This is a genomic window from Allobosea robiniae, assembly GCF_900102525.1.
Lineage (GTDB): Bacteria > Pseudomonadota > Alphaproteobacteria > Rhizobiales > Beijerinckiaceae > Allobosea > Allobosea robiniae.
The window spans coordinates 299,093-323,771 of the sequence record NZ_FNBZ01000001.1; the positions used below are offsets into that span (position 1 = coordinate 299,093).

General features: G+C 58.6%; 23 protein-coding genes. 6 read left to right on the forward strand and 17 right to left on the reverse strand.

All coding sequences use genetic code 11. From position 1 onward, the window contains the following. Window positions 1-52: 52 nt before the first annotated feature. From BLQ70_RS01260 to BLQ70_RS01275, 4 genes are all read right to left on the reverse strand, one after another. A complete protein-coding gene (locus BLQ70_RS01260; RefSeq protein WP_091855502.1) occupies window positions 53-871 on the reverse strand; it encodes a class I SAM-dependent methyltransferase in 819 nt (272 codons plus the stop codon). Window positions 872-954: 83 nt separating this feature from the next. Further along, window positions 955-1,386, reverse strand: coding sequence for a hypothetical protein (locus tag BLQ70_RS01265; protein WP_061963940.1), 432 nt, complete (start codon window positions 1,384-1,386; stop codon window positions 955-957). A gap of 105 nt (window positions 1,387-1,491) precedes the next feature. After that, window positions 1,492-2,712 carry an LL-diaminopimelate aminotransferase gene (locus BLQ70_RS01270; RefSeq protein WP_091855504.1) on the reverse strand — a complete coding sequence of 407 codons (1,221 nt, stop codon included), beginning with the start codon at window positions 2,710-2,712 and terminating at the stop codon, window positions 1,492-1,494. Between the two features lie 183 nt (window positions 2,713-2,895). Beyond that, window positions 2,896-3,258 carry a hypothetical protein gene (locus BLQ70_RS01275; RefSeq protein WP_061963944.1) on the reverse strand — a complete coding sequence of 121 codons (363 nt, stop codon included), beginning with the start codon at window positions 3,256-3,258 and terminating at the stop codon, window positions 2,896-2,898. Window positions 3,259-3,373: 115 nt separating this feature from the next. Between BLQ70_RS01275 and phaC the strand changes: the two genes are divergently transcribed. Further along, window positions 3,374-5,191, forward strand: a complete 1,818-nt coding sequence (gene phaC, locus BLQ70_RS01280) for a class I poly(R)-hydroxyalkanoic acid synthase (protein ID WP_061963946.1) — start codon at window positions 3,374-3,376, stop codon at window positions 5,189-5,191. Window positions 5,192-5,380: 189 nt separating this feature from the next. Here phaC and BLQ70_RS01285 read toward each other — a convergent pair whose 3' ends face one another. Next, on the reverse strand, window positions 5,381-6,724 hold the full coding sequence (locus BLQ70_RS01285; RefSeq protein ID WP_170843269.1) for an OmpP1/FadL family transporter: 1,344 nt from the start codon (window positions 6,722-6,724) through the stop codon (window positions 5,381-5,383). 430 nt (window positions 6,725-7,154) lie between these two features. On the opposite strand from BLQ70_RS01285, the gene BLQ70_RS01290 reads away from it, so the two are divergent. Then, window positions 7,155-8,003: a fumarylacetoacetate hydrolase family protein gene (locus BLQ70_RS01290; protein ID WP_091855506.1), complete on the forward strand. Its 849-nt coding sequence runs from the start codon at window positions 7,155-7,157 to the stop codon at window positions 8,001-8,003. A 303-nt stretch (window positions 8,004-8,306) separates the two neighbouring features. Here the strand turns inward: BLQ70_RS01290 and BLQ70_RS25505 are convergent, their stop codons facing one another. The 6 genes from BLQ70_RS25505 to BLQ70_RS01320 all read right to left on the reverse strand — a co-directional run bounded on the left by BLQ70_RS25505 (window position 8,307) and on the right by BLQ70_RS01320 (window position 14,362). Further along, entirely contained in the window at window positions 8,307-9,407 is a 1,101-nt protein-coding gene (locus tag BLQ70_RS25505) for a helix-turn-helix transcriptional regulator (protein WP_170843270.1), read from the reverse strand. Between the two features lie 105 nt (window positions 9,408-9,512). Next, on the reverse strand, window positions 9,513-10,448 hold the full coding sequence (gene argC / locus BLQ70_RS01300) for an N-acetyl-gamma-glutamyl-phosphate reductase (RefSeq protein ID WP_061963955.1): 936 nt from the start codon (window positions 10,446-10,448) through the stop codon (window positions 9,513-9,515). A gap of 376 nt (window positions 10,449-10,824) precedes the next feature. Beyond that, window positions 10,825-11,103, reverse strand: coding sequence for a hypothetical protein (locus tag BLQ70_RS01305; protein ID WP_091855508.1), 279 nt, complete (start codon window positions 11,101-11,103; stop codon window positions 10,825-10,827). 50 nt (window positions 11,104-11,153) lie between these two features. Further along, a complete protein-coding gene (locus BLQ70_RS01310; protein ID WP_091856129.1) occupies window positions 11,154-11,906 on the reverse strand; it encodes an SDR family oxidoreductase in 753 nt (250 codons plus the stop codon). Window positions 11,907-12,106: 200 nt separating this feature from the next. Further along, the gene (locus BLQ70_RS01315) at window positions 12,107-13,453 is read right to left on the reverse strand and encodes a phospholipase D-like domain-containing protein (protein ID WP_091855509.1); all 1,347 of its coding nucleotides are present in this window, start codon (window positions 13,451-13,453) and stop codon (window positions 12,107-12,109) included. 180 nt (window positions 13,454-13,633) lie between these two features. Next, window positions 13,634-14,362: a competence protein CoiA gene (locus tag BLQ70_RS01320; protein ID WP_280140785.1), complete on the reverse strand. Its 729-nt coding sequence runs from the start codon at window positions 14,360-14,362 to the stop codon at window positions 13,634-13,636. Window positions 14,363-14,606: 244 nt separating this feature from the next. On the opposite strand from BLQ70_RS01320, the gene BLQ70_RS01325 reads away from it, so the two are divergent. Both BLQ70_RS01325 and BLQ70_RS25215 read left to right on the forward strand, forming a co-directional pair. Continuing rightward, window positions 14,607-15,209: a DUF2971 domain-containing protein gene (locus BLQ70_RS01325; RefSeq protein WP_170843272.1), complete on the forward strand. Its 603-nt coding sequence runs from the start codon at window positions 14,607-14,609 to the stop codon at window positions 15,207-15,209. A gap of 90 nt (window positions 15,210-15,299) precedes the next feature. Further along, the gene (locus BLQ70_RS25215; protein WP_139163468.1) at window positions 15,300-15,578 is read left to right on the forward strand and encodes a hypothetical protein; all 279 of its coding nucleotides are present in this window, start codon (window positions 15,300-15,302) and stop codon (window positions 15,576-15,578) included. 360 nt (window positions 15,579-15,938) lie between these two features. On the opposite strand, the gene BLQ70_RS25220 is transcribed toward BLQ70_RS25215, so the two are convergent. Beyond that, on the reverse strand, window positions 15,939-16,661 hold the full coding sequence (locus tag BLQ70_RS25220) for a hypothetical protein (RefSeq protein ID WP_139163469.1): 723 nt from the start codon (window positions 16,659-16,661) through the stop codon (window positions 15,939-15,941). Between the two features lie 140 nt (window positions 16,662-16,801). Beyond that, complete coding sequence (locus BLQ70_RS01335; RefSeq protein WP_091855513.1) at window positions 16,802-17,458, reverse strand: recombinase family protein; 657 nt, start codon at window positions 17,456-17,458, stop codon at window positions 16,802-16,804. A 142-nt stretch (window positions 17,459-17,600) separates the two neighbouring features. Between BLQ70_RS01335 and BLQ70_RS01340 the strand changes: the two genes are divergently transcribed. Together BLQ70_RS01340 and BLQ70_RS01345 are read left to right on the forward strand one after the other, a co-directional pair. After that, the gene (locus tag BLQ70_RS01340; RefSeq protein ID WP_091855514.1) at window positions 17,601-19,760 is read left to right on the forward strand and encodes a DEAD/DEAH box helicase; all 2,160 of its coding nucleotides are present in this window, start codon (window positions 17,601-17,603) and stop codon (window positions 19,758-19,760) included. Continuing rightward, window positions 19,747-20,418, forward strand: a complete 672-nt coding sequence (locus BLQ70_RS01345; RefSeq protein WP_091855515.1) for a DUF2290 domain-containing protein — start codon at window positions 19,747-19,749, stop codon at window positions 20,416-20,418. The genes BLQ70_RS01340 and BLQ70_RS01345 overlap by 14 nt, the downstream gene beginning before the upstream one ends. A 4-nt stretch (window positions 20,419-20,422) precedes the next feature. Here the strand turns inward: BLQ70_RS01345 and BLQ70_RS25225 are convergent, their stop codons facing one another. The 4 genes from BLQ70_RS25225 to rplM all read right to left on the reverse strand — a co-directional run bounded on the left by BLQ70_RS25225 (window position 20,423) and on the right by rplM (window position 24,492). Beyond that, entirely contained in the window at window positions 20,423-21,661 is a 1,239-nt protein-coding gene (locus BLQ70_RS25225; RefSeq protein WP_139163470.1) for a hypothetical protein, read from the reverse strand. A gap of 417 nt (window positions 21,662-22,078) precedes the next feature. Next, window positions 22,079-23,392, reverse strand: coding sequence for a site-specific integrase (locus BLQ70_RS01350; RefSeq protein WP_091855516.1), 1,314 nt, complete (start codon window positions 23,390-23,392; stop codon window positions 22,079-22,081). A gap of 156 nt (window positions 23,393-23,548) precedes the next feature. Further along, window positions 23,549-24,028 carry a 30S ribosomal protein S9 gene (gene rpsI, locus BLQ70_RS01355; protein ID WP_061963959.1) on the reverse strand — a complete coding sequence of 160 codons (480 nt, stop codon included), beginning with the start codon at window positions 24,026-24,028 and terminating at the stop codon, window positions 23,549-23,551. 2 nt (window positions 24,029-24,030) lie between these two features. After that, entirely contained in the window at window positions 24,031-24,492 is a 462-nt protein-coding gene (rplM, locus tag BLQ70_RS01360; RefSeq protein ID WP_061963961.1) for a 50S ribosomal protein L13, read from the reverse strand. Window positions 24,493-24,679: the final 187 nt, after the last annotated feature.

Below are 24,679 nucleotides of genomic sequence, written 5' to 3' on the forward strand. Positions count from 1 at the left end.
AGGCGGGTTTCGTGTCAACGGAGAGCCACACTCCGACGCTCCCGGAACCGCCTCAAGCCTCGGCTTTCCGAGCCGAAACCACGAAGGCGGAGAGAGCTCCCTCGATCGTGCCTGAACCGAAGCGGCGCTCCAGAGCCTTCGCCACGGCCTCCGTAACCGCTCCGAGCTCCGGCGTGCCGCGCGCCTCGATCTCGCCACGCATCGGCGTGCCCTGGCAGAGGCCGATCGCGACATCAGCGGCGGAATCGGCACGGGAACGCTTCTCAACCCGCTCGATCTCCGGCCGCGGAAAGCCACCAGACATGATGTCGAGCTCGATCGTGCCGACATCATGATAGCCATGCGGCGTGCGCGCGAGAAAGCGCGGCGGATCGCGGGGAAACAGCTCGGCCAGCGCATCCAGCATGACCGCCGTGAAATCGTTGCTCTCGACCGCGTCCCAGACATTGAACAGAAAGCGCCCGCCCGGCTTCAGCACGCGGCGCGCCTCGGCATAACCCTTCGCCTTGTCCGGAAAGAACATCGCCCCGAACTGGCAGGTGACAGTGTCGAAGCTCTCGTCAGCGAAGGGCAGATCGAGCGCATCCGCCTGGCGGCAGGTGATCCTGCCGTCGTTCGGGAATCGCGCGGCAGCGAGATCGAGCATCGCGGGGTTGAGATCGGTCGCGACGATGCTTCCTCCATCGAGCCGCGCCGCCATTTCCTGTGTCAGTGCGCCCGTCCCCGCCGCGACCTCGAGAATGCGCCGGGGGTCCCCGGCCATCACGCGGGCCGCCAGGTCTTCGGCATAGGGTTTAAAAATCAGGGGTACGAGCAGCCGGTCGTAAATCTGCGGAACGGGACCGGCGAAAACCTTGTCCGTCGCTTCCATGGCAGCACCTGTCGTTGCAGCCCTCAGACAGGATAGCGCAGCGACTGACCTAGCGAAACGACCCTGTTCGGATCGACCGCGTCTCAACCAAAATGGCAGACGACCTCGGCGGCGACGCGCTTGACCTTGCCGTCCTCGAAACCGAGATAGATGCGCAGCAGGTTGGTGCCGAAGGCCGTCGCCTTGATGGTATGCAGCGCCTCGATCGTCGTGCCTTCGGACACGGTGCTGTTCTCGACAGCGGGAGTCCAGAACCACGGTTTGGGCGGGTCGATCGTCACTTCGGAGAGAACGCGCTCGGCATCGGCCCGGCCAGTCCCGAGCGGGATGTAGCGAGTGACGATCTCGGTCGCGTCGCGGGCGCATTCGCGGCCATTGGTCACCGCCAGCACATCCAAGACCAGGGCCGAGCGCGTCTGCGGGATACGCCCCCTGGAATAGTCGTAGGTCGCGACGAAGCAGACCAGCGCGAAGACGGCGAAAGCGACGCCGAGCAGACGGCCTTTTCGTGACATGGAAACGAGCCTCGGGCGCGATGCGGAGCGATCCGTCCGCACCGCATCGGTTCCCATGTTTTGCGGGCGCGGTCCAGAGGCATGCGATGCCGCAGCCGAAGTGCCCTACCCCGCCTTCGGCATCTGGATGACGTTGTGCAGGGTCGTATCGGCGCCCTTGAGGAAGCGGCCGATATTGCGCGCGGCCTGACGGATGCGCTGCTCGTTCTCGACGATAGCGATGCGGACATAGTCGTCGCCATGCTCGCCGAAGCCAATGCCCGGCGCGACCGCGACCTCGGCCTTCTCGATCAGCAGCTTCGAGAATTCCAGCGAGCCGAGATGGCGGAACTTCTCGGGGATAGCGACCCAGGCGAACATCGAGGCTTCCGGCGCCGGGAAGTCCCAGCCGGCCTTGCCGAAGCTCTCGACCAGCGCATCGCGGCGCTTGCGGTAGATCTCGCGCATCTCGCGGATGCAGTCGTCAGGGCCGTTGAGCGCGGCGGCGGCCGCGACCTGAATCGGCGTATAGGCGCCGTAGTCGAGATAGGATTTCACCCGCGCGAGTGCGGCCAGCAGGCGTTCGTTGCCAACGGCGAAGCCCATGCGCCAGCCGGCCATCGAGAAGGTCTTCGACATCGAGGTGAACTCGACCGCGACATCGATCGCGCCCGGCACCTGCAGCATCGAGGGTGGCGGGTTGTTCTCGTCGAAATAGACCTCGGCATAGGCGAGGTCGGAGAGCAGGATCAGCTCGTGCTTCTTCGCGAAGGCGACGAGGTCGCGGTAGAAATCAAGCGAGGCGACATAGGCGGTCGGGTTGGCCGGGTAGCAGGTGACGAGCGCGATCGGCTTCGGCACCGAATGCATCATCGCCCGCTCCAGCGCCGGGAACATCGCCGGGGTCGGCTCGGCCGGAACGGAGCGAATCACGCCGCCCGCCATCAGGAAGCCGAAGGCGTGGATCGGGTAGCTGGGATTCGGCACCAGCACGACGTCGCCCGGCCCGGTAATGGCCTGCGCCATATTGGCGAAGCCTTCCTTCGAGCCCAGCGTCGCGACGACCTGCGTATCGGGATTCAGCTTCACGCCGAAGCGGCGCTCGTAATAGCTCGCCTGTGCGCGGCGCAGGCCCCCGATGCCCTTCGAGGCGGAGTAGCGATCGGTGCGCGGCTTGCCAGCGGTCTCGACCAGCTTCTCGATGACGTGCTTGGGCGCCGGCAGGTCGGGATTGCCCATGCCGAGGTCAATGATGTCGACGCCCTTGGCGCGCTCGGCGGCCTTGATCTTGTTGACCTGTTCGAAAACGTAGGGCGGCAGGCGCTTGATGCGGTGAAAATCGGTCATCTCGAACAGGTCCTCGGCCGCCCGGAGGCGGTGTCATGTTTTCGCGCGGATTACATCCTTGCGCCGAGGGTGCTTAGCATCGCATCTTTCGTCATGACAGAGCCAATGACGCAATATTGTGCGATTCGCAGTGCGGAGAAGTTGGTCAGCAGCCGCATCGCCCTGCTGGAAGCGAGCCTGTCCTCAGTTCTGCGGGATCTTCGCCGGTTCCGGTGGCGGCGTCGCGCCCAGCGCCTTGGCCGTGTTGCCAGCCGCTTCGTTGGCCTTCTGCTTGGCGTCGAGCCCGGCCTCGATCTTCTTGTAGTCCTCGACCGGCTTGCGCGGCGCCGCCCGGGTCACGCTCGACCCGATCGGAACATATTCGAGATCGGTCGGGCGAGCCTCCCGGACAAAGGCCTTCGATTGCTGCGGGGTAGTTGCCAGACCCGCAGCCTCGGCGACCCCCTTGAAGCCCTCGTCGCTGCCGCAGCCGGCGAGCGCCGTGCCGACCACGACCAGCGCCGCCGGCATCAGGAGCAGCTTTTTCGCGGAGATTTCAGTCGGCATCGGGTCATCCAGCGGTTGTCGATTTTGTTTGGTAAAGCATAGCGGCTGCGTCCTTAATAGGACCAAAATGGAGCGCCATGCGCTATCCTATAACGACTGGGGGAAAGGGCGAGACATGAGCGGGAAAAGCGACAGGCCGAAGGACACCGCCGGCCCGGCCGAGGCCGCCGCTCCCGATTTCGACCAGTTCGCGCAGAATATGGGGCGGCTCGTCGAGGAATACGGCAAGATCACCGCCGCCTACCTCAAACCGATCGAGCGCGGCGAGGCCAAGACCGGCCAGGCCGACGAGGCCAGCGACATGGTCAAGACGCTCGGCCGCGTCGCCGAGCGCTGGGTCAACGATCCCTCCAAGATCATCGAGGCGCAGGCGTCCCTCACCAGCGACTTCATGAACCTGTGGAGCACGGCGCTGAAGCGTGCGAGCGGCGAGGAGGTCGCGCCCGTCGCCGAGCCGGACAAGCGCGACGGCCGCTTCAAGGACCCCGACTGGAACCACCCGACCTTCGACTTCATCAAGCAGGCCTATCTGATCGGCTCGCGCTGGGCCGAGACCATGGTCGACAAGGCTGACGATCTCGACCCGCATACGCGCGAGAAGGCCCGTTTCTACATCAAGCAGATCGCAGGCGCCCTCTCGCCGACCAATTTCGTCGCCACCAATCCCGAACTGCTGCGCGAGACGATGCAGCAGAACGGCGAGAACCTCGTGCGCGGCATGAAGATGTACGCCGAGGACGTCGAGGCCGGCGGCGGCGAACTCAAGATCCGCCAATCCGACGGCGGCTCCTTCGAGGTCGGCGTCAATATCGCGACGACGCCGGGCAAGGTAATCTTTCGCAACGAGATCATCGAGCTGATCCAGTATGCGCCCTCGACCCCGCAGGTGCTGAAGCGGCCGCTGCTGATCGTGCCGCCCTGGATCAACAAGTTCTACATCCTCGACCTCAACCCGGAGAAGAGCTTCATCCGCTGGTGCGTGGCGCAAGGGCTGACCGTCTTCTGCATCTCCTGGGTCAATCCGGATGCGCGACATGCCGCGAAGGATTTCGAGAGCTATATGCGCGAGGGCATCTTCGCCGCGCTCGACACGATCGAGGAAGCGACCGGGGAAAAGAAGGTCTCGGCGATCGGCTACTGCGTCGGCGGCACGCTGCTGGGCGTGACGCTGGCCTATATGGCAGCGGTGCGCGACAAGCGCATCGAGAGCGCGACCTTCTTCACGACGCAGGTCGATTTCTCTCAGGCCGGCGAGCTCTCGGTCTTCGTCGACGAAGAGCAGATCCGCGCCATCGAGGAGCAGATGGCCAAGACCGGCTATCTCGACGGCGCGCGCATGTCGGGCGCCTTCAACATGCTGCGGCCGAACGACCTGATCTGGTCCTATGCCGTCAACAACTACCTGAAGGGCAAGGCGCCGACGCCCTTCGACCTGCTCTACTGGAATTCGGATTCGACGCGGATGCCGGCGGCGAACCACTCTTTCTATCTGCGCAACTGCTATCTCGACAACAAGCTGTCCAAGGGCGGGATGCGGATCGGCGGCAAGGCGCTCGACCTCAAGCAGGTGACGATCCCGATCTACAATCTCGCGGCGCGCGAGGACCATATCGCGCCGGCCCAGTCGGTCTTCAACGGCTCGCAATGCTTCGGCGGGCCGGTCGAACATGTCGTCGCCGGATCGGGTCATATCGCCGGCGTCGTCAACTCACCGGCGAAGGTGAAGTACCAGTACTGGACCGGCGGCCCGGTGGAGGGCCGCTATGCCGACTGGCTGGCCAAGGCGGACGAGCATCCGGGGTCCTGGTGGCCGCATTGGTTCAGCTGGCTTGAAGCCCAGGCGCCGAAGAAGGTCCCAGCCCGCGAACCCGGCGGCGGCAAGCTCAAGGCGCTCGCCGATGCGCCCGGCACCTATGTGAAGGTGAAGGCGTAGGGCAGTAACTCCCCCCGTCATTCTCGGGCGGAGCGTAGCGCAGACCAGAGAATCTCAAGAAGGTCTGGTTCTTCCGGAGCCTTCGCGTCAGGAGATGCTCGGGTCGAGCCCGAGCATGACGGCCGCTGGGAACGCCAACAACAAAAAAGCCGGCCCGAAGGCCGGCTCTTGTCGCGGAAACGGTCCCGCTCAGTATTTGCGGACCACCGGCTGCACCGGGATGTTCTGCTTCGGATCGTCCCAGCGGTAGGTGATGCCAACCGAGGCGATATGAACATAGGGCTTGGCTTCGGCGGCGTAGTAGACCGGCACGGCCGGGTTCCACTGCGGATGCCCCGGATTGTAGTTCACCGACGCCTTCTTCACGTCGATATAGGTGTAGCCGAGATCCAGCTTGATCCGGTCGGTGATCTGATAGCTCGCGCCGGCGCTGAGCCAGAGACGATCATTATCGGAGATATAGATGGTGCGGTTGCGGTCGTTGACCGCGGACATCTCGTATCCGATGCCGGCGCGCAGCGTCAGGTCCTTGCTGTACTTGTACTCGACGCCGCCGCTGAAGAACCAGGCGTCGTCATACTGGAAATTCAGGCTGGTCTGCGGACGACCGTTGAGCTCGTTGACGATCGGGATGTTGCGGAAGCGGCTCCAGTTCGTCCACTCGACCCCGGCATGGACCTGCCACTGGTCGTTGATGACCTGCGAAACGCCGACGACGACCGAGTCGGGCAGGTTCAGGTTGGCCTTGACCGGGAAGCGAGCGAGGATCGGCGTCGGCGTGGCCAGCGACCCTTCGAGCGTCTGGCGGATCGCAGAACGATAGGCCACGCCGATATTGGTTCCCTCGAACGGGGTCAGCGTCACGCCGAGGCGATAGCCGAAATCGATCGTGTCGCCTTCGAGAATGACCGGGGATGCCGCGGGCCCGAGGCCACCGGCCTGCTTCAGCTTGGCGCTCAGATACTGGACCTGCAGGGCGGCGCCGACCGAGAGCCAGTCGTTGACCTTGTAGCCGACGGTCGGCGAGACGTTGATGGTCGTGACCTTGGCCGAACGCCCGTAAACCTGGGCGGCGTGAACCTGGTTTTCAGGCTTGGAACGCAGGCCATAGGGGGCGCCCGTGGTCATGCCGACCCAGAGCCGGTCGGTGAGCTGCCAGGCGCTGGCCGAGGCAGGGATCATCGCGCCGTCGCCACCGAGATTGCCGGTGCCGAACTGGATCGGGTTCAGCGGCGCCGGCGCGGCCGGACCGCCGATCCGCGAGGGCCTCGTCGGCTCATAGTCGCCATTGGCGTTGAGATAGGTGTAGTTCCAGTTGCTAGTGCGGCCGGGGAACATGGTGATGGTCGCGGGGTTCCAGGCCATCGCGCTCATGCCGATGCCGCCCGAGGCCGAGCCGGCATAGGCCATGCCGAGACCTTCGGCGCCCTGGCCGCTGCGGATGGCGAAGGAACTCGCCGAGGCGGCTCCGGCCGCGAGGAGAGCAGCGAGCGAAACCGAGGCGGCAGCGGCTGTACGAACAAGGCCCTTCATCGAATCCATCCCGGTTCCAAGGTTTTTCGAGGCCAGACACCTCGCTTGATTCGAAGCATGACCTGAGCCGTTTGCGGCCGCAATCCTGCTTCACGTGCCACGGATTCGCCTTACGAGCTGCCCATTTGGACCCGTGATCTTCCAAAACTCTCCAAAAATGACCTTTTCTGAACAAGCTTCAGCGGGATCGTTCAGAAAGGTATAGTTTATATGAGAACTATTGCCGGTTTTGAGTGTCTTCGGCCGCCCTTCCCCCCGGCTGCTCCCTTCGTCGGAAACTTCGCTTTGAAAAGAGTCGTGGCATTCCGGCAACAACCCAGCCGCCTGCGCGCCGCGGATACGCTATGCGCGGTGACGGGCTTGTGTTTCGGGCCGGCATCCGATCAGAATCCCCGACCCATTTAGATCGTTTGAAAACGGGGGAAACACCTTGAAACTGCTCCGCTACGGCGCACCCGGCCAGGAGAAACCGGCCCTTCTCGATGCCAAGGGCGGGTTGCGCGACCTGTCCGGCGTCATTCCAGACCTCGCCGGCAAGGCGCTGACCGCGGCCTCGCTCGCCAAGATCAAGGCGCTCTCGCCGGAATCGCTGCCCCTGGTCTCAGGCTCGCCGCGCATCGGCGCCTGCGTCGCGGATGTCCGCAACTTCATCGCCGTCGGCCTGAACTTCGCCGACCATGCGGCAGAGACCGGCGCCGAGATCCCGAAGGAGCCGATCCTGTTCAACAAGGCCCCGAACTGCATCGTCGGGCCCAATGACGACGTGATCATCCCCAAGGGCTCGCAGAAAACCGACTGGGAAGTCGAACTCGCCATCGTGATCGGCGATGGCGGCTCCTATATCGAGGAGAAGGACGCGATGGCCGCGATCGCCGGCTTCTGTGTCTGCAACGACGTCTCGGAGCGCGCCTTCCAGCAGGAGCGCGGCGGCCAGTGGGCCAAGGGCAAGGGCTGCCCGACCTTCGGGCCGCTCGGCCCGTGGCTCGTCACCACCGACGAGGTCAAGGACATCCAGAATCTCGGCATGTGGCTCGAGGTCGATGGCGAGCGCGTGCAGAACGGCTCGACCAAGACGATGATCTTCGGCGCGGCCTATCTGGTCCATTATATCAGCCAGTTCATGCGCCTCGACCCGGGTGACGTCATCACCACCGGCACGCCTCCCGGCGTCGGCCTCGGCTTCAAGCCGCCGCGCTTCCTCAAGGGCGGCGAGGTCGTCACCCTCGGCATCGAGGGGCTCGGCGAGCAGAAGCAGAACTTCGTGCCCTACAAGGGCTGATCCAGGAGGGGCGCTACGGCGCCCCTTTTCATGTCAGCGGGAAGCGTCGGCATGCGGGCAGCGCGAAAAGGCACTGCCGAAGCTGCTTGACCCGGCTTCGGCAGTGCAAGCTGTGCCCGCCTCCAGGCCTTGCGGCCTTGTCGAGCCGCCCCACCATGGCTGCACAGAACCGATTTTCCACCCCCAAATGGGGGCTTTTTGCTTTCTAGACGGAATATCCGGCGGAAAAATCGGCTTATTCCGGCCGCGCCATCGACTTTCCCGATGGCAGCGAACGAATTTCCCGATCTGCTCGCAACGACCTCAGCGCGGCCCGGCCGCGCTCTTCAGCAGGCCGACGAGATCGGCCTGCCGGCGCGTGCCGGTCTTGGCGAGGATGCGTTTCAGCGTCGTGCGCGCCGTGGCCTCGGTCACGCCGAGGCGCACGGCCGCGGCCCGCGGCGGATGTCCGGCGGCGATGGCCGCTGCCAGCCGCGCCTCGGCCGGAGTCAGATCGAACAAGCCGGCGATCAGGCCGGCATCAGGCCCCGCCCCCGCTGCAACCGGCGTGGCGACGATGATGGCCCCCGCAAAGGAGAAGATGTCGCGTGCGCGGCCCCGCACGGGCGCGACATGCACGACCATCGGATTCGTACCGCGCCAGGCCGGAATCGGCAGGGAACGGACGGGCTGGGGCAGGTCCGCGCGCGAGAATCCCGCGATCACCGTCGCAAGCATGTCGTCGGCCGGGCCGTAGGCGAGGGAAAGGCGCGCCGCACGATCGAGGAACACCCCTGGAATCAGGTCCTGGAACAGGGCGTTGGCATCGAGCACATGGCCACGCAGACCGAGAACCGCCGCCGGAAGCCCCATCAGCTCGAGAGCCTGCGAAGCGGCGCGCGCGCGCTCCATGGCCAGCCGGCGCCCAAGCAGCCCGGCCCGGGCGAAATGCGGGCGCAAGCGATCCAGCGCGGCGATGGCCTGCCCATTGACGGTGCCTTCGGCAAAGGTCCGCTCGCAATGGACGATCGTGGTGTCGCCGGTCGGAGCCGCAATCACCGTCGCGACCCCGGAGCCGTATCCGGCCGGGATCAGGAAGTCCTGATAGACCGGCTCGCGCGCGAGCTCGTCGCGGCTGAAAACATCCTCGTCGGTGATGAAGCCGTGGCGTCCATGCGCGAGCAGGCGCTGCGCCCGCTCGTTGACCGCAAACGGGATGCGGCGCAGGACTTCCTCGTAGTCGTCACCGAATTCGGGTGACGAGGCGAGCAGACGCACGTCGTCATGCAGAACCGTTCCGAGCAGCGCCTCGCGGCAGCTGGCGATCCGGGCCGTGTCGCGGAGCACGGCGGGCCAACTCTCAGGCACGATCGCGGCTTCGTAGATGCCGTCGATCAACGCATTCTCGAACTCGCTGCCTGCCACGTCCATCCCTCTCGCGGGACCAACAATCTAACGCTCCGCGCGCAAATGTCTCCTTCAAATGATGGAGATCAGATGCATTTTTAGGTGAAAGCCACAGGCTGCGGCTCAGCCCTCCGGCAGGCCGAGCATCAGGCGGATGTTCTGCACCGCCGCGCCCGACGCGCCCTTGCCGAGATTGTCGAGGCGCGCGACCAGCACCGCCTGGCCGAGATCGTCCTGCCCGAACACCGTAAGTTCCAGCTTGTTGGTGTCGTTCAGCGCTTCCGGCTCGATCTTGCCGCCCTTGCCATCCTGCGGGACGACGCTGACATAGGTCGAGCCGGCATAGCGCTCGGCCAGGGCGTGGTGGAGATCGGCGATGCCGGGCCGTCCGGGAAGCGCATCGAGGTGCAGCGGCACCGAGACCAGCATGCCCTGCCGGAAATTGCCGACGGAAGGCACGAAGATCGGCCGCCGGGTCAGGCGGGCATAGGCCTGCAATTCAGGCAGGTGCTTGTGGCGCAGGCCGAGGCCGTAAAGCTCGAAGGCCGGAGCGACGCCGGTCTCGAAATCCTCGATCATCGACTTGCCGCCGCCGGAATAGCCGGAGACGGCATTGACCGTGACCGGATGGTCCTGCGCCATCAGCCCGGCATCGACGAGCGGGCGCAAGAGCGCGATGGCGCCGGTCGGATAGCAGCCGGGATTGGCGACGCGGTCGGCTTTGGCGATCTTCCCGGCATGGCCGGGCTCGAGCTCGGCGAAGCCGTAGACCCAGCCCGGAGCGACGCGATGTGCGGTCGCGGCATCGACGATCTTGGGCGCATCGGAGCCAAGCTGATCAGCCAGCGCGACCGATTCCTTCGCAGCCTCGTCGGGCAGGCAGAGCACGACGAGATCGACGCTCGCCATCATGTCCTTGCGCGCGGCGGGGTCCTTGCGCTTGTCGGGGTCGATGCTCTTGACCGCGACCTCCGGCACCGCGGCCAGACGTTCGCGGATGCCGAGCCCGGTGGTGCCGGCTTCGCCGTCGATGAAGATGGTTTTCAGGTTCTGGCTCATCGGGATCCCCGGTGGCTGGGCAGACACAGCAATGGATGGGCTTCGGGCATAAAAAAACCGCGCCTCGGGCGCGGTCGCGGGCATTCGGGCTTCAGCCGAACGTCATCGCGGGCGCGCCGGGGCGGCCTGGCAGGGGCGACGTCGGGTGAAGCTCGTCATCATGGCCTCGTATATGTTCGCGCTTGAGCGAGCTGTCAATCGGAGCTTGCGCTCCGGTCCCGTCACTGCGAGCGCAGCGAAGCAATGACGATGGACTTGTCGGGCACGAAAGTTGAAGCGCGGGAATCGCTTCGCGGTCTTTCCTCGCAAAGCGATTCAATGCTTTCGCGGATCGTTTCGACATGCCGGTGGCTTCGTCCGTGGACGTCTCGAACGGTCAGCGGCGCGCGGTCAGCCAGACATAGAGGCACCAGGGCAGGATCAGGGCGAGCGCGGTCAGGACGAGCCTCAGCATCGTCCAGGCATTGGGGTTGTTGAGCGCCCGGCCATCGAGGTCCGGCACGCCGTGGATCAGCCCGAGCGCCACCGCCGGAGCCAGGAAGACGAGCAGCGCCCGGCCGATGCGCTGCGCGCGCGGGAGTTCCTCACGCGCCAGCATCAGCAGGGCCGGCACCGCGATCATGCCGAAGGCGATCAGGACAAGAAGGACGCGCATGGGCATTTGCTACATCAGAGGCGCAGATTGCGCGAGGCCTGCCGCCGAAGCTAGCGCCCGCCGGCGACCTTGAGAATGATGCCGGTCGTGTAGCTCGATGCCTCCGAGAGCAGGAACAGCACCGCCTCGGCGATCTCTTCGGCCGTCGCAGCGCGCTTCAGCGGAATCAGCGGCGCGATCCGGGCGACGCGACCAGCCTCGCCGGTGGACAGCGCGTGGATCTCCGTCTCGGTGATGCCGGGTGCCACCGCGTTCACGCGGACACCGTGCGGCGCGAGCTCCTTGGCGAGGCCGATGGTCAGGGAATCCACGGCTCCCTTCGAGGCGGCGTACCAGACATATTCGCCGGGCGAGCCCAGCTCGGCCGCAACGGAGGAGATGTTCACGATCGCCCTGCCCTGCACGCCTTCGTTCGCCATCAGCGCGCGGGCCGCCTCCCGCGCGACAAGGATCGCCCCGGTGACGTTGACGTCGATGCATTCGCGGATGAGGGCGGTATCCGCCTCGGCCAGCGTGCCGGATTTGCCTGTGATGCCTGCATTGTTGACGACATGGGTCAGCGGGCCCAGCGCCGCCTTCGCCTCGGCAAAGATGCGGATGATGTCGGTGACATCAGCCATGTCGCCCTGCAGCGCCACAGCCTTCGCGCCTGCCGCCTCGCAGGCCGCGACGACTTCGGCCGCGGCCTTGGCGTTGCTCTGGTAGTTCACCGCGACGTCGTAGCCGCGCCCGGCGGCCATGATGCAGATCGCGGCACCGATGCCGCGGCTGCCGCCGGTGACGAGAAGAACGGGACGGCTCATGGCAGGCTCCTGCAGATCGGGCGCGACAGTGCCAGCCAATACGAAAAGGGCGGCTCTTGCGAGCCGCCCTTCCGCATACCGGATGATCCGGAAACGATCAGCGCTTCGCTAACCAGACTCTCTAATTCTCCAACATATTCAAACTATTAAGAAGACGAATTTGTTCTGTGAATTTTTTGTCAACCAAAGAAGCGGCGCCTTTATTCGACATGAACGACGACATCGTAACCGAGCGACTTTAGGGCTTTCGACGTCCGGCCATTTCGCGGCGGGAATCGATCCGGCATGGCCCAACCAGCCAACTCCCCCAAAGCGCTGATCCCAAGCCCGTCAATTTTCCACTTTGGATCGCTGACAGCCGCCCACAAGCGGGTCGGCAAATCCTCCGCTGAGCCACCATAAAGAACGTGGTTAAGTTGCTCCTTCACATGCGCGCCACTGCCCGTGCTATCCATCCAGATGCGCGCGGCCAATGCCTTGATCTTCTCCGGGATCGAGTACCGCCGTCCACCCGGAAGTTTGACGGACGCATTGCTCACGCGCCGTGCGTAGTCTGTGATCGCATGCACTTTCGAGCAGATTCCCTCAAACTGCTCCTGCGTCATCGCCGTCAGCGCTTCTGCCGTCAGCGAATTTCGCAAAAAGGGCGCCGTGGCACTTAGCATGGTCTCTTCGTTAGAGGGGGCGTGTTTGAGCGCTCGCCACCACTCGACGGCCTCTTGAAGAGCCTCTTCGCGTCGGCTTTTGTTTCGCTCATAGTGAGCTCGGTATTGAGTTTTGCGATGCTCGTCGATGGTGCGTTCGTAATAGTGAGCATGCAGAAATTGGTCAGCCTGAGCACCTGCGGGCGCTTTCTCGGGGACCCAAATGGGCCTGTTTTCAGCGACGCTTACCAAAGCCCCGATATTACGAATATCCTGAAGCGTTGCGTGCCATTCGGACAAAAATTGTGAGCGACGTTGCTCCAACGCCGAGCTTGGTGAGTTTTTAACAAGACCAGCCCACTTCTTGATACTCGGTTCTTTCCAGAATTCTCCAATGCCGGTATCAATTTTTCCCAACATGAAAGCCCTAATACGCATTATTCGAAATAATTCTTCCGTTAGCGGAGTAGAATTTCTTTCTAAGGTTTCGAATATTTTCTCGATCTCCAACGACATTAAATCAGTTATTTCTTCCTCTTCAAAGAAACATCCAGCTTCAACATTGGAGTGCCACGCGCTGTCAGTTAAATTTGCTGATCCGATATAGAGGCCGAGCCCCTTCCACCAAATCACCTTTGCATGATGGCACTGCACGAGCCGGCACGTATACGCAGCAGACCGCCTCGCCAGAAACGACTGCAAAACGGGGATAGCAACTGCTATGTCTTCATCCAACCTACCATAGAATTTCAATGGTATTTTGTTATCCCAACACCAGTCGAACAGCAGGGAAGCATTTGTTGCGTATGCAACCGCAGCGACAACCTCTTCAACACTTCCCTGCATTCCGTCAAAAATATCACGCAGGTATTGGCCATTGATGCCACCCAGAATCAGCTTCATCCTCCCGCCTCGCCATCCATATTTGGTTGCCTCAAGAGTATCTTTGGCGCTTTCTGCCATGAATCATTTAAAGCCGGTGACGTTGTCCCCAGTTTTTATCCAGCGGTAAGTTCGTTTCTGGCGGTTTTGGAGCCTGTTGGGGCTCGTGAAGCGACGAGCTCTGGCGATGCGCTTGAACGATCAAAAGCGAGACATTCTCGCCCGGTAGCGCCTTCGCGGATTATCGCGACGCATCAGCGCAAGATATCGCAAATCGCTCCCGTTCAACGCGAACTCTATAAAACTCGCTCTCGTAACGGGAGCGACCACAACGCGTCCGGTGCCTCGATCCAATAGGAAATGCCAAAGCAGGCGCTCAGGAGGCACAAAGCCCCCGATTTGAAGCTCCTCGTCCCCGAAATCGACGAAAACCGGGCATTGAAGAGGAGCCCAACGCCGAAATATTTCAGCCCGCTCTGTGAGAGGTATCAGAATTAGCCGATTTTGCTTGTCGGAAGTCACACTGGCGAAGTCCACGGCTTTGCGGAAAGCAGCCAGATCGCGCTTGTAAAGCATTCCGTCCACGACCCAGACCATTCGCTCGTAAAAGCTCTCTCGCGAGAGCCGCTCTTCGGCAGCGATAGGCGAGTGCTGGAGTTCGACAACCAAGCCCTTGTCGTTCTTAACATCCGCGATGTGACGTTCGCCGTCAGCGGCGATGTGGATGACCTCCTGCCAAGCCTGCGGGAAAAAGGCCTTCCACGAGCGATGCCACTCCGTCTCCGGCTCCCACCAGTGATCACAGTCAAGCTTCCCTCGGTGAGACCAGTGCCAAATCCGCCGCTGCCCGCACTTGGCGATCACTTCCCTGTCGCAGTTCGGACAAGTTCCATGGAGCTTAGGCTCTGCCTCTCGACGCTCTCCATTCACCGACGCGTATCTCAATCGCTTGCCTCCGTTTCATCGCGATTGGCGACCCGCCGAAAGAGTTGCTGACAAACTTGACGCAGGTAAATGCCTCCTCAGCAGATTGATGCTGCGGATGCAGAATTTTACCCGCAGGTTGCGCAGTCGACTTCGGCATGCAGCAATCGAGGAAATCCGGGGGGATCGAGTGCGCGTCTATCATTTTACGCGAGCGGATCACGCTCTTAGCAATCTTAGAAGGAAGCGCTTGAAGATCGCGACAATCGCCGATCTCAACGATCCATTTGAATGGAACTGGCTCACGAGCAAGAGGCCGGATGTCAGGAACGCGATCACTCAAACGAAAAAGAGGATGAGTGCCGACTTCGGGATCATCTGCTTCAGCGCAAGTTGGCAAAACCCGGTTCAATGGAGCCATTATGCCGACAAGCACCGAGGCATTTGCCTCGGCTTCGATGTTCCGAAGCAGTATCTCGCAGAAATCCAGTACTACCCCACTCGACAGGTCCTGAACCGCTCAACGCCGGATGCTATTCGGAGCCTCATGATCCGAGCGAAATACGAGCATTGGCGGTATGAGGAAGAATGGCGGCTTTTTGAGGCGCTTGGCGGAAAGACCGTCGAGAATGGCCTTTATTTTTGCGATTTCAGCAGCCGCATGAAACTGCAGCGAGTCATCATAGGCCCCGATTGCGATGTGACCGAGGAAGTGATCCGCGCTGGTATCGGCGATACGGCCAACCAGATTGAGGTCTTCAAGGCTCGCCGAGCGTTCAAGAGCTTCAAGATCGTTCGCCAGCGAAATCGCGACCTGTGGCCGAAGGACGAGGCAGGCGGTTGCAATCTTTGAATTCGGCGCCGGATATCTGATGCGGCGGCCATTGATGAGGCGAAGCCCCACTGACATCGGACACCGCAGGAGCCTCGGAGCATCCGGCAGATGACCCATAGCGGTCATTTCCGCGTGTCGAAGTCCCGCCCAGCTTCTTCTTTCATGAACCGTCTGAAGCCCCCCACTGGCTTGGCCGAAATTAGCGCCAGCACAGCCCGTTCAAGCTCGGCAGCAGAAGCGGTCCTGCCCGCCCTCCGGCGCTTCATCAGTTCGGTAGCGAGCGCGTACCCAAGCATGGCGTATCTCTCGCTATCATTGGCCATTGGCGCCCCCTTCCCCTTTCTGGAAATGGCGCTTAATGATCTGGCGGATTACGAATGCCTTTGATCGGGCGGATGATCTCGCCTCCGCGTCGATGCGAGACATGGTGCCATGGCCAATTGAGATTGTTAATCTATTCATAGATTTGTTTGCAGCGTTCTTAGTATTATTTCTCATTTAACTTCTCTCTAAAATATCCAATTTCAATTCCAAATCTTACAATTTCTCTGACTTGATCTAAACTAAGATCATAACCATACTTATATCTGATTTCATCTCTTACCTCTGCAATGAAATCATTTGTTAATTTGCACATACTCGATAAATCCTCTATTGTTCGTTTTGGACGCAGTTGACACTTGGCTGAATCGGATGATCAGCCGTTAATCGTGTATTCGGGAGCTGCATTAATACGACGCGGCGTAATTAATGACCGGACAGGCAGAGCAGGTCAGATCGCCTGATGCTTCTGGCGGCATTCTCTTCTAATCCAGAAAATTTTGTAATATAAAACGATGTATTCTCATCTGGATTTAGGTCCAGCTGAAACAAGTTGTGCAACCTCTTTTGGCGCGCGTAGGCTTCACTGTAAGATTCATTAGCTCTGTCGCGATACGCACCAATGGTTTCTAGCCACAATTTCCGAGCATCAACGCAGCCCTCACGGCCAGTTCCGTCACCAAGCCACGCGAGTTGCAATTCCGAAAAGTGCGCTGCGGCATGAATATGCGCGGGAACGGGCCTCTTTGAGCCCCGTTGCTGCGTTTCGACAAAAGCATAAAAGAGAGGCCAATTCTCAACATTTCGCCTATCGAATTTTTCAGGCGATAAAGCTATTCCAAGCTTTCGATAGAAACGAGCGAATTGTCTTCTAACCAACTGCGCATCGGAGCTCGCCAGTCCATTGTGCGGTCTCCAATTTGGAAAATACCCCGTCAGCGTAAAGCAAACATTAGGAACTATAGACCTGACCTCTCCCGCATACCAATCCGCGACGCCGTCTACAGCAAATTCCCTTTGAAACCCTGCGGCCTTATCGGATTGTAATTTTAGCTTATTAATAGCACTAGATATTGATTTTGATTCCATATTACTTATATTAATGCCTTTATTTATTTTACCATAATAGGTATTATCGCTATTGATCATCAATCATACTACATAAAGACTGTCATATATTGTGATCTTGAAACATTATCACTTTCAATTATTTATCGAATTCACCAACGCGATGAACTTAATTCTCAACAGTAGAATAATATGTGATATAAATGCCCCATTCAGCTTGGCTAACCTTCCTTCAAAATGCGCGCCACCGAAACATGTGACAATTGATGACCTTGGCGGGATAGCGCATCAGCGATGGAGCGGAGTGATTGCCCGCTGGCTTTCAGCCGGCGAGCCTCATCTATCGCCCGTTGCTGGTCCATTTCGGGGACCAGTTGACCCGCCGCATCCCGAAGGTAGCCGAATGGCACGGCACCGCCCAAATACCGCCCTCGCCGCCTCTGATCCCTTTTCACATCAGCGATCCGCTCCCTGATACGGTCACGTTCTGCTTCAGCGACAGCCGACAGGATCGTAAAGACAAGCTTCGAGATGCCATTGGAGGTCACATCGCCGCCAAGGTCGATCATATGCAGCGAGACATCGCGTGCTTTGAGTTGCTTCAGGACGTCCAGCGCATCGAGCGCAGAACGAAACATTCTGTCGAGCTTGGACGTGATAATCACGTCCCCCGCGCTGAGGCTTGAGAGAAGGGCCGCCCCCATTTGCCTTTCGGCGATGGGCTTCGAGCCCGACACACCCTTCTCTTCGAAGAATCTATCAACAGCGTAGCCATTCATCATGGCGTAGCCTTCGATAGATCGGCGCTGTGTCGGCAGACTTTCACCTTCGGAAGCCTGCCGTTCAGTCGAGACCCTCAGGTACCCAAAAACAGCCACCTATCACTCCTCTGATGCTGTTAAGGTGTAACAGAAACAGCAGGTTTTGTAAAGGTGTATTAGCAGCTTTACATAGCCCACTGGTGGCGCTCCAACAGGGCTAGTGCTAGACCTCCTCCCCTCGAAGCCTGCGACGAAACAGATGACTGAGATAATTTGGGGCTCCACACGAAAGCCTATCACTAGCCAGCGGCTAGCGACGAAACTCGCTGAATCATTCCCCGAGGAAGGCGTCGTCTATGTAGGCTACCCAGTTCTCGCGAGCGCAGATGGAGTGAACTCTATTGACGCCCTTTGGGTTAGCCCGAAGCACGGAGTAGTAATTTTTCATCTGGTAGAAGGCCGCGATCTTGGCGAATATAAAATCGTTCAGGATGATTACGCCAACAATCTAGAGACCAAATTTCGAGCACACCGACCGCTGATGAGCGGAAGAACTCTTTTAGCAGTGCCTACTGTTATAACATATTGCCCAATGGTGCTCAATACCAATACCGATTCAGAACATCTTGTTGCAAACGATTCTAACCTCGTAGAAGTGGCTAATTCGATTGAATGGGCAAGGCCTGATCTTTATCAAGCTGTCCATTCTGTAATTCAGTCAATCTCGACCATCCGGCGAGGACGCCGCCGCCGCAATGTCGCAAACGGTCATTCGCGCGGGGCATATCTGAAGCTCCTCGAAGACTCGATTGCCAATCTCGATTCGCTTCAAAGCAGAGCCGTTATTGAGACGGTGGACGGTGTCCAACGCATTAGAGGACTCGCCGGCTCCGGCAAGACGATCATCCTTGCGCTAAAGGCAGCCTATCTCCATGCGCAGCATCCAGACTGGAAGATTGCCGTCACTTTCAACACCCGCTCCCTCAAGGCCCAGTTTCATCGCCTCATCGAAACGTTTGTATATGAACAAACCGGCGAAGGCCCGACGTGGGAGAATGTTCAGGTAATCAATGCGTGGGGCGCGCCCGGCGGACTGACCAGAACTGGTGTATATTACCAATTTTGTGAGGCAAACAGTATTCCCTTTATGGATTTTCAAACGGCAAAACAAAACTTTCAATTGTCTGGCGCGTTTGAAGGAGCAGTTGAAAGCGCCCTGAACGCGGTATCCAATCCAAAACCTATTTTTGACGTCATTTTGGTCGACGAAGCTCAGGATTTCAGCCCTAATTTTCTAAGGCTTTGCTATCTCTCGCTTAAAGAAGACAGGCGCCTTGTCTACGCTTACGACGAGTTGCAGTCGCTCACAGAGAGCAGCCTCCCGCCTCCAGAAACTCTCTTCGGGGTGAACTCAAACGGCCAGCCGAATGTCGTCTTCCGAGAGCCACAGGCTGGCCAACCCAGTCAGGATATCATTTTAGAGAAGTGCTATCGCAATTCCCGGCCAGTTTTGGCTACGGCACATGCCCTTGGCTTTGGTATCTATCGCCAAGCGGCTCCGGGTATGAAGACCGGGCTGATCCAAATGTTTGATCGAGCCAAGCTCTGGGAGGACGTGGGCTACCGCGTTAAGGCTGGCGCGCTAGAGGATGATGCCGAGGTCACACTCGAACGAACACCCGCATCCAGTCCGGAGTTCCTTGAGTACCCCAAGGAAGTTGACCAGCTTGTTGAATTTATCCGATTCGACAAACCTTCAGAGCAGGCTGAATGGCTTGCCGACCAGATCGAGAAAAACCTCAAGGAAGACGAGCTATCTTATGACGATATCATCGTCATAAACCCTGATCCTGTTACAACAGTGAAACAAGTCGGCGCGCCTAGAGCCATACTTTTCGAACGTGGCATCCAATCGCACGTTGCCGGTGTCGATAGCTCTTCAGATATCTTCTTTAAGCCAGACGAGCAGTCAGTCGCGTTCACAGGCATCTTTAGAGCCAAGGGCAATGAAGCCGGCATGGTGTACGTCATGAACGCGCAGGATTGTTTCACATCATGGGGAAATCTGGGGAGAGTCCGGAATCAGCTTTTCACGGCCATCACCCGCAGCAAAGCGTGGGTAAAGGTTCTTGGGGTTGGGCCAAATATGGATCGACTCAAGCAAGAGTTTGATCGCGTGGTTGCTCACAATTACGAACTTCAATTCGTTTATCCAAATGCAGAAATGCGCAAGCATCTGCGTGTCGTCAATCGCGATCTTACCCCGGAGGAGCAAAAATCTATCAAAGGAGCGAAGTCGAGCATAACGAATTTGGTCTCTGATTTATCCGCAGGACGCGTTCGCGTCGAGGATTTGGATCCGGATATGCTCAACCAATTGCGGCAAATCCTCTCTGGAGCAGGAAATGTCGACGGCTGAGGGCATTCTTTCCGAGATTAGAGAACTTACGTCTGAATTGATCTCTTCCGGGCTTTGCGTGGATCAGAATTTCCCAGCGATGCGGACTGGAGCAGGCGGAGTGATTTCTATTGACATATCTGGAGAGGAAGAGCGTGATCTATCGGTCACTCTTAAGAATATTCCATACAGCGAGTCATACGCTGTTCTTGTTTCCCAGAGATCATTCAACCTTAAAATGATTGACGGCGGCCTGATACAAATGATGTATCAGTTCCGCAATCGTGAGCTTATCAATCATCGCCTCGCGTTCTTTCCATCACCTGACCTCCTCGAATATCAAAACAATCCTGATATTTACGAGACGGACGAGATGTATGGTGATATCGTATCAAGAAATATTGTAACGAGCCCCATCAGATTTGATTTTGATCGCGATAATTTCGTAGAGAACGATCACCCAATGTCACATCTGACCATTGGTCAATATAAGAATTGCCGAATACCGGTATCCGGCCCCTTGAGCCCATTCTTGTTTCTAAATTTTATACTTAGAGCATTTTACAATACACCATTCAGAAAATATTGCTCCGACATAAAGCGCAGAGAATACACATTCTCTAGCAGCATAACGAAATCTGAGATGTTAAACACTCATATACAGGCATGCTCAGCATAGAGAGTTAGAAATCTTTTTTCATTGTTGAAACGTCGCTATTCGCTCCAAGAATCTTTAGAGTTGCGAGCCCACCGGATTTTGTAAGCGAAATTAACTGAGCACATTGCGGCGCCGCCTTTCGCCTGTCACTCGGCAGGCTAAATCCGCCCATACCTTCAAGATTCTCAATCATTTTTAGCTGAGGTCCGAATTGTGCTTCGTATAATGTCGCGGCAGCTTCCTTCCATAGCTTGTCGGTGTCGATACCATTTCCCTTGTATATCTTTTCGACATCGGACATAACTTGCTTTAGTGGCCTTAAATCATCTGAGTATTCTTTTACAATTTCACAAATCCGGGAGGTAAACATGTACATTTGATACATTGACTTAAGAGCATCGATTTGCTCTCTTGAGCCTGTAAAGCTAGGCGCCTCACCCCCTACAACTTTTGCCTGCGCTTCGCTGCTTTGACTTTTTGCCGCCGGGCTTCGAACTACAGAAGCCGACGTCCTATCCCCTCCGGCAGATTTCGGCGTAACACTCGCTTGGGCCTTAGCGACCCGATCTTTTGACTGCTCCGGCAGCCGCTGGCACACCGCCCCCCAGATCGAAAGTGCGCGACTTACAAGGGCATCGCCCTTTCTAGCTCTTTCCTCATCAGCATCCGAGATCTCGACCTTGCCCTTGCTATCGGGCCAAAAAACCGTTGGCACGCTAGGGGAGCAATAGACAAAGACCGTCTCGGGTTGTGTCGCAACCTTGATGGTAAGACGCGTTAGACCGCGCATCGGAGCCAATCGAGCATCCGGTCTGATTTCTGCGACTTGCTCGGCTCCCTCTATCGGAAAGGCCAGCTTGCTAGAGGAAAGCTGACGCTTCCCGTCTAAACCTCGCTCCGAAAACCGCCCGAACTGTTTTCGGCAGCTTGCATACCAGACGCCGTAAGGCAGAATTTCTGCCTGCGATGGTCGTGCGCTGAGAGAGATTTCCGTTTTTCTGTCGTCCTGATCAACGACATGCGGATTGCCCGGATTGCAGTTTGCCAGAAACTCGACATCCGTTGCTTTGCCCTCGTTCGTGATGAACGAGACTTTGACGTCGCGAATCGCACCGACGCCCGCACTCTCATCGCCGAGTAAGAATGCCTCCCAATAGAACCCTTGCCTGCCGCCACTTGCGATGTAACGAGGTTCATTTGCCCCTTGCGCGACCGAAGCACACAAACAGACTACGATCAGCGTTGTCTTACGGACAACGCACATAGTCGAAGCCTCCCTTTACCTTGATCTCATTGTTAGAAATAAGGTCAATGCTCATATTATTACGCACGGCTTCGCCTTCGGATTCGCAAATCGTGCTCACAGTGAACGATGAATCGGAGCGCTTGACGGACCTAATCTTGCAGCTTGATTCATAACCTTCGACGGTGCTCTTGCGAATTTTCAGAATTCTCTCGTCTGACGAGTCCTTTATAGCCTTGCAGCTTACGCCCTTCCCGACCCAATTGCCGACAATCGGAGCGATCTCTTGCGAATAAGACGGTACTGCAAGCAGCACACAAGGAACAATGGCAAACGCCAAATTTGTAAAAATCCGCATTTTTCCCCCAATCTCTATTCAACAATAGGAAACGTGCCAACGCTTATCCGTAATTTGGCAGACAGTTTACTCAAAGGCAATCAGAGGTATAGGCCCTTTCTACTTTGGTCGGCATGGAGCTTCCCGCCCAACTTATCCGCAATGTCAGGATTCGGGATATGTCGGTAATGCCTAAATAGTATCGTCGGCGACGTCCCCATATTTGAAGCTAAATCATCGAATTCGATGCCGCCATACCGTATTCTAAACGTAGCATACGTATTCCTAAGGCTGTATATAGTCCTATCTTTTCCAAATCTACTTTTCAACATTCCCAATTTGTTCAGAACTGACTTAAACGTTTTACCAAAATTTTCAACTGCTTCGCCTTTTCGATTGCAGAATACCAAATCATCGGGCTGGGTATGGTTGGAGCTTGCCTTTATGCGCTCAAGAAGCGTGGGCACATTTCTTAAGGGCACGCACTCGCGCGCACCTGTTTTCGTATCCGGCGCGATATGGAGGACGACATAAGCGTTGCCCTTGGCGTCCTGATGCCTCGTGACGTCGCACCACCTTAGCTGGCGAGCTTCGTTTGGCCGCAGGCCGCTTGAGCCCATGAAGACGACATAGTTGCGCAGCAGCTCACGCTGCCATCGGTGAAGCTCATGGGGGCCCTTCTTCGCCGCAAACCCGTCCTGCGGAGAGCCCTCTCGCGCCCATTCGCGGAGAAACCGATACAGCGCCTTCCATTCGTCCAACTCGAATGCAGGCCGCCTCTCGACACCTCTACCCGCCTTGATCCTTGGGGGCCTCAGTTCTGGAAGGCGATTGATCATGCCATTTCGGTGCGCCCAGCCTAGAACTTGCCCGAGCACAGTGCGCTCCATATCGAGCGTCTTTTGAGATGGCGTTTTGGCGACGTTTCCGAGCTTCTGCTTGTAGGGACGTTTTGCAGTGGTACGGGACTTGGAAGCCTTTGCGATCTTCGTCTCGCCTTCCTCCGAGCGCCAATAGCTGATGCGCCACGTCCAATATTGCGCAATCAGTTTGTCGTTGATTTCTCCAACCACCTTCTGGCCCAAGAACGGCAACAGGTAACGCGTTGCCGTCCCTGTGATGTACCGCTTGCGGTGGAATGATAACGTGTCCTGATGCGCTTTAAGCCAGCGATCCCAAATCGTTCGGAATGAATGAGTGCCGATCTCTTCCCCATGGCGGACCTTATACCGAAGGTCGTCATAGAGGTCTTCAGCAAACTCACGAGCCCGATCCAACGACCGATGCTTGGTGGACTTCACCACATAGTCAGAGACGCCCTCAACCGACAGGCGTGCATGATAAACTCCGCCGCCATTACGCGTGTAGAGAACGATGCGTCCGTCTCGGAACACATGCTTGTTTTCGTAAGCCATCCCAGCCTCGCCACTAACGGATCATGTCCGGCAGACGTCAAAAACTGAGACTGGAATCTCTTACGCGTCAAGGCATTGACGAACGTGTGTCAATCAAAAAAGGAGGTTGGCATTTCTGCCAACCTCCTGATTTTGAAACTCTTTTGAAGAGTGTAATTACCGCTTCGAGAACTGGAAGCTGCGGCGGGCCTTGGCCTTGCCGAACTTCTTACGCTCGACGACACGCGAGTCGCGGGTCAGGAAGCCTTCCTTCTTGAGCGGGCCGCGAAGCTCCGGCTCGTAGAAGGTCAGCGCCTTGGAGATGCCGTGGCGCACCGCGCCGGCCTGGCCGGAGAGGCCGCCGCCCTTGACCGAGACGACGACGTCGTACTGGGTCACGCGGTCGACGAGCTGCAGCGGCTGCTTGAGCACGAGGCGCAGCACCGGGCGGGCGAAGTAGACCTCCTGGTCGCGGCCGTTGACGGTGACCTTGCCCGAGCCGGGCTTGATCCAGACGCGGGCGATCGCGTTCTTGCGCTTGCCGGTGGCATAGGCGCGGCCCTGCGCATCGACCTTCTTGACGTGGACGGGAGCGGCGGGCTGCTCGGGCTTGGCGACTTCGCCGAGCTGGGAGAGAGACTGAAGAACCTCGGCCATGGTCAGACCCTCTTGTTCTTGCTGTTGAGCGCGGCGACGTCGAGCGCCTCCGGCGACTGAGCAGCGTGCGGATGCTCCGCGCCCTTGTAGACGCGCAGGTTGCCAAGGATCTGGCGGAAGAGCGGCCCGCGCGGCAGCATGCGCTCGACGGCCTTCTCGAGGATACGCTCAGGGAAGCGGCCTTCCAGGATGAACTTGGCCGAACGCTCCTTGATGCCACCCGGGAAGCCCGTGTGGTGATAATAGTTCTTCTGCTCGCGCTTGCGGCCGGTCAGGGAGACCTTCTCGGCGTTGATCACGATGACATTGTCGCCGCAGTCGACATGGGGGGTGTACGCCGCCTTGTGCTTGCCGCGCAGACGCATCGCCACAACGGAGGCGAGACGGCCGACGACGAGCCCGGAGGCGTCGATCACAACCCACTTCTTTTCGACATCGGCGGGCTTGAGCGAGACGGTCTTCATCGCGGCACCCTTCGGTTGCGTTAAAAAAGGACAAGCCGCCGGAGAGCCCGGCGGCGGTGTGGCGTCGGGATAGGGGCAAGGAAGCCGGCTGTCAAGCATTCACGAAAACGCAAAACCCGAAAAATGCAATTTTCTCATAGCGATGAACGAAATGGTATCAGGATACCGCTTTCATCTCCAACGCCGC

Bases quoted from the DNA above. Each gene is read 5' to 3' on its own strand.
- phaC (WP_061963946.1), top strand. From the start codon at position 3,374: ATGAGCGGGAAAAGCGACAGGCCGAAGGACACCGCCGGCCCGGCCGAG.
- BLQ70_RS01305 (WP_091855508.1), bottom strand. From the start codon at position 11,103: ATGCGCGTCCTTCTTGTCCTGATCGCCTTCGGCATGATCGCGGTGCCG.
- BLQ70_RS01270 (WP_091855504.1), bottom strand. From the start codon at position 2,712: ATGACCGATTTTCACCGCATCAAGCGCCTGCCGCCCTACGTTTTCGAA.
- BLQ70_RS25220 (WP_139163469.1), bottom strand. From the start codon at position 16,661: ATGATCAATAGCGATAATACCTATTATGGTAAAATAAATAAAGGCATT.
- BLQ70_RS01340 (WP_091855514.1), top strand. From the start codon at position 17,601: ATGACTGAGATAATTTGGGGCTCCACACGAAAGCCTATCACTAGCCAG.
- BLQ70_RS01350 (WP_091855516.1), bottom strand. From the start codon at position 23,392: ATGGCTTACGAAAACAAGCATGTGTTCCGAGACGGACGCATCGTTCTC.
- rpsI (WP_061963959.1), bottom strand. From the start codon at position 24,028: ATGGCCGAGGTTCTTCAGTCTCTCTCCCAGCTCGGCGAAGTCGCCAAG.
- argC (WP_061963955.1), bottom strand. From the start codon at position 10,448: ATGAGCCAGAACCTGAAAACCATCTTCATCGACGGCGAAGCCGGCACC.
- BLQ70_RS01315 (WP_091855509.1), bottom strand. From the start codon at position 13,453: ATGAAGCTGATTCTGGGTGGCATCAATGGCCAATACCTGCGTGATATT.
- rplM (WP_061963961.1), bottom strand. From the start codon at position 24,492: ATGAAGACCGTCTCGCTCAAGCCCGCCGATGTCGAAAAGAAGTGGGTT.
- BLQ70_RS01260 (WP_091855502.1), bottom strand. From the start codon at position 871: ATGGAAGCGACGGACAAGGTTTTCGCCGGTCCCGTTCCGCAGATTTAC.
- BLQ70_RS01265 (WP_061963940.1), bottom strand. From the start codon at position 1,386: ATGTCACGAAAAGGCCGTCTGCTCGGCGTCGCTTTCGCCGTCTTCGCG.
- BLQ70_RS01285 (WP_170843269.1), bottom strand. From the start codon at position 6,724: ATGAAGGGCCTTGTTCGTACAGCCGCTGCCGCCTCGGTTTCGCTCGCT.
- BLQ70_RS01345 (WP_091855515.1), top strand. From the start codon at position 19,747: ATGTCGACGGCTGAGGGCATTCTTTCCGAGATTAGAGAACTTACGTCT.
- BLQ70_RS01310 (WP_091856129.1), bottom strand. From the start codon at position 11,906: ATGAGCCGTCCCGTTCTTCTCGTCACCGGCGGCAGCCGCGGCATCGGT.
- BLQ70_RS25225 (WP_139163470.1), bottom strand. From the start codon at position 21,661: ATGTGCGTTGTCCGTAAGACAACGCTGATCGTAGTCTGTTTGTGTGCT.
- BLQ70_RS25215 (WP_139163468.1), top strand. From the start codon at position 15,300: ATGACCCATAGCGGTCATTTCCGCGTGTCGAAGTCCCGCCCAGCTTCT.
- BLQ70_RS01275 (WP_061963944.1), bottom strand. From the start codon at position 3,258: ATGCCGACTGAAATCTCCGCGAAAAAGCTGCTCCTGATGCCGGCGGCG.